This window comes from Burkholderia sp. WAC0059, assembly GCF_002870125.1.
Classification (GTDB): domain Bacteria; phylum Pseudomonadota; class Gammaproteobacteria; order Burkholderiales; family Burkholderiaceae; genus Paraburkholderia.
In genome coordinates this window covers 1-1177 of the sequence record NZ_PNEO01000058.1, presented here as the reverse complement: position 1 = coordinate 1177, position 1177 = coordinate 1, and the positions used below count along the sequence as shown (strand labels likewise).

Genomic DNA, 1177 nt, shown 5'->3' with positions numbered 1-1177 from the left:
TTTGAGCGGACCAAGCCGCACGTGAACGTGGGCACGATTGGTCACGTAGACCACGGGAAGACGACGCTGACGGCGGCGATTGCGACGGTGCTGTCGTCGAAGTTCGGCGGCGAGGCGAAGAAGTACGACGAGATCGACGCGGCGCCGGAAGAGAAGGCGCGCGGGATCACGATCAACACGGCGCACATCGAGTACGAGACGGCGAACCGCCACTACGCGCACGTTGACTGCCCGGGGCACGCGGACTACGTGAAGAACATGATCACGGGCGCGGCGCAGATGGACGGCGCGATCCTGGTGTGCTCGGCCGCGGACGGCCCGATGCCGCAGACGCGCGAGCACATCCTGCTGGCGCGCCAGGTGGGCGTGCCGTACATCATCGTGTTCCTGAACAAGTGCGACATGGTGGACGACGCGGAACTGCTCGAGCTGGTGGAGATGGAGGTGCGCGAGCTGCTCTCGAAGTACGACTTCCCGGGCGACGACACGCCGATCATCAAGGGCTCGGCGAAGCTGGCGCTGGAAGGCGACAAGGGCGAGCTGGGCGAGGTGGCGATCCTGAGCCTGGCCGATGCGCTGGACACGTACATCCCGACGCCGGAGCGCGCGGTGGACGGTGCGTTCCTGATGCCGGTGGAAGACGTGTTCTCGATCTCGGGCCGCGGCACGGTGGTGACGGGTCGGGTGGAGCGCGGGGTGGTGAAGGTCGGCGAGGAAATCGAGATTGTCGGTATCCGTGCGACGGCGAAGACGACGTGCACGGGCGTGGAGATGTTCCGCAAGCTGCTGGACCAGGGTCAGGCGGGCGACAACGTGGGGATCCTGCTGCGCGGCACGAAGCGCGAGGAAGTGGAGCGGGGTCAGGTGCTGGCGAAGCCGGGCTCGATCACGCCGCACACGCACTTCACGGCGGAGGTGTACGTGCTGAGCAAGGATGAGGGCGGCCGTCACACGCCGTTCTTCAACAACTACCGTCCGCAGTTCTACTTCCGCACGACGGATGTGACGGGGTCGATCGAGCTGCCGAAGGACAAGGAAATGGTGATGCCGGGCGACAACGTGTCGATCACGGTGAAGCTGATTGCGCCGATCGCGATGGAAGAGGGCCTGCGCTTCGCGATCCGCGAAGGCGGTCGTACCGTCGGCGCCGGTGTCGTCGCCAAAATCATCGAGTAAA

1 protein-coding gene is annotated in these 1177 nt (G+C 65.5%); it reads left to right on the top strand.

Going from position 1 to position 1177, the window contains the following annotated elements:
* Window positions 1–1176: elongation factor Tu (gene tuf / locus CY652_RS23685; RefSeq protein ID WP_258002441.1), on the top strand; the 1176-nt coding region annotated here is incomplete at its 5' end.
* Window position 1177 lies beyond the last annotated feature (1 nt).